The sequence below is a fragment of the Enterobacter sp. R-1.6.2 genome, from assembly GCF_035064085.1.
GTDB classification, from domain to species: domain Bacteria; phylum Pseudomonadota; class Gammaproteobacteria; order Enterobacterales; family Enterobacteriaceae; genus Enterobacter; species Enterobacter asburiae_B.
In genome coordinates, this window is record NZ_JASEYI010000081.1 from 1 (window position 1) to 1,969 (window position 1,969).

A 1,969-nucleotide genomic window follows, 5' to 3' on the forward strand; every position below is an offset into this window, starting at 1 on the left:
CAGTCTGGAGGAAACACGCCATCTCGCCAGAAAAAATAATTTTGACCCGCTGCATATTATTACCGAGAAATACAGCATATTACGGAAATATGCCCCACGCATGTTATCCACTTTACAGTTAGTCGCAACCCCGGCAGCGCAACCTCTGGCTGATGCGCTGGTTGTGATCAAGGATATGTACCTGAAGCACTCACGTAAAGTTCCGGCGACTGCGCCGCTTGAGTTTGTCCCTGAAAGCTGGCACAGGGTGGTGATTACACCTGCGGGTATTGATCGGCAGTATTATGAATTTTGTGCGCTCAGCGAGCTTAAGGGAGCGTTGCGCTCCGGGGACATCTGGGTTAAAGGCTCACGGCGCTACAAAAATTTTGATGATTACCTCATTCCCGAAAAGGACTTTGACAAACTCACTCCGGCGCTGCCACTGCCCGTATCTGCTGATTACCATGAGTACATTACCAGCCGTATGACCCTGCTTCAGTCCAGACTTGAAGAGGTCAATGCCATGGCAGCCCTTGGTGAACTGCCCGATGTGGAAATTTCCGACAGGGGCGTAAAAGTCTCTCCGCTGGATAACTGCGTACCGGCGCAGGTTTCACCGCTGGCAGAGCTGGTTTACAGCATGCTACCGCGCCCTAAAATCACGGAAATTCTCGATGAGGTAAACGGCTGGACGACGTTTACCCGACATTTTTCGCATATAAAAAATGACATTACCCGTCCCGATACCCGCCTGCTTCTCACCACCATTCTTGCGGATGGCATCAATCTTGGCCTGACAAAAATGGCAGAAGCCTGCCCCGGGAGTACCAAATCATCACTTGAAGATATTCAGGCATGGTACATCCGCGACGAAACCTATTCAGCCGCCCTTGCAGAACTGGTAAACGCGCAGGGGAAAAGGCCGCTGGCGGCATTCTGGGGAGACGGGACAACATCATCATCAGATGGACAGAATTTCAGAACAGGCAGCACTGGCCGCTACGCAGGACAGGTTAACCCGAAATATGGGCAGGAGCCCGGACGACAGTTTTATACCCATATTTCGGATCAATACAGCCCGTTTTACACCTGCATAATAAGTCGGGTCAGGGATTCAACCCATGTTCTCGATGGCTTGCTGTACCACGAAAGTGACCTGAAAATCAGGGAGCATTACACCGATACCGCGGGTTTCACCGATCATGTCTTTGCCCTGATGCATCTGCTGGGATTTGCGTTCTGTCCGCGAATCAGGGATCTCCATGACAAGAAGCTGTTTATCAAAGGGAAAGCAGACCAGTACCCGGCGCTTCAGTCACTGATATCAACGACCAGCCTGAACCTGAAAGAGATCGAAATTCACTGGCGTGAAGTGTTGCGTCTGGCAACCTCGATAAAGCAGGGAACAGTGACGGCATCCCTGATGCTGAAAAAGCTTGCCAGCTACTCAAAGCAAAATGGACTTGCCAAAGCACTGAGAGAAATTGGCCGTATTGAACGAACGCTGTTTATGATCGACTGGTTCCGCGATCCGGCACTTCGTCGGCGGGTCCAGGCGGGACTGAATAAAGGAGAAGCCCGTAACGCGCTGGCGCGCGCGGTATTCCTGCACCGTCTGGGTGAAATCAGGGATCGTAAACCGGAAAATCAGAGCTATCGCGCCAGTGGACTGACGCTGCTGACGGCAGCTATCTCGCTGTGGAATACCGTCTATATGGAAAGAGCGGTCGATGCCCTGAAGCGTAAAGGGGTGAAGATCAACGATCAATTGCTGTCGCATTTGTCCCCGCTAGGCTGGGAGCATATCAATCTGACAGGCGATTATATCTGGAAAAGCAACCGGATACCGGCTTCCGGTAAGTTTCGTCGGTTGAGACCCGCTAAAGTCGAAAGGTCAAAAAATAGCCTTAACGAATGGAAGGGACTTCCCCTGATTATGCGCCTGATTAACTCTTGTGCAATCATGGGGTAAACACAACCCCGGAGG

Annotated in this window: 1 protein-coding gene; it reads left to right on the top strand. The window is 51.4% G+C overall.

Annotated features, from left to right (window positions below; all coding sequences use genetic code 11):
• Positions 1-1,954 (top strand): Tn3 family transposase (locus QMN93_RS25780; RefSeq protein WP_323620233.1); only part of this gene is annotated, 1,954 nt, incomplete at its 5' end.
• Positions 1,955-1,969 lie beyond the last annotated feature (15 nt).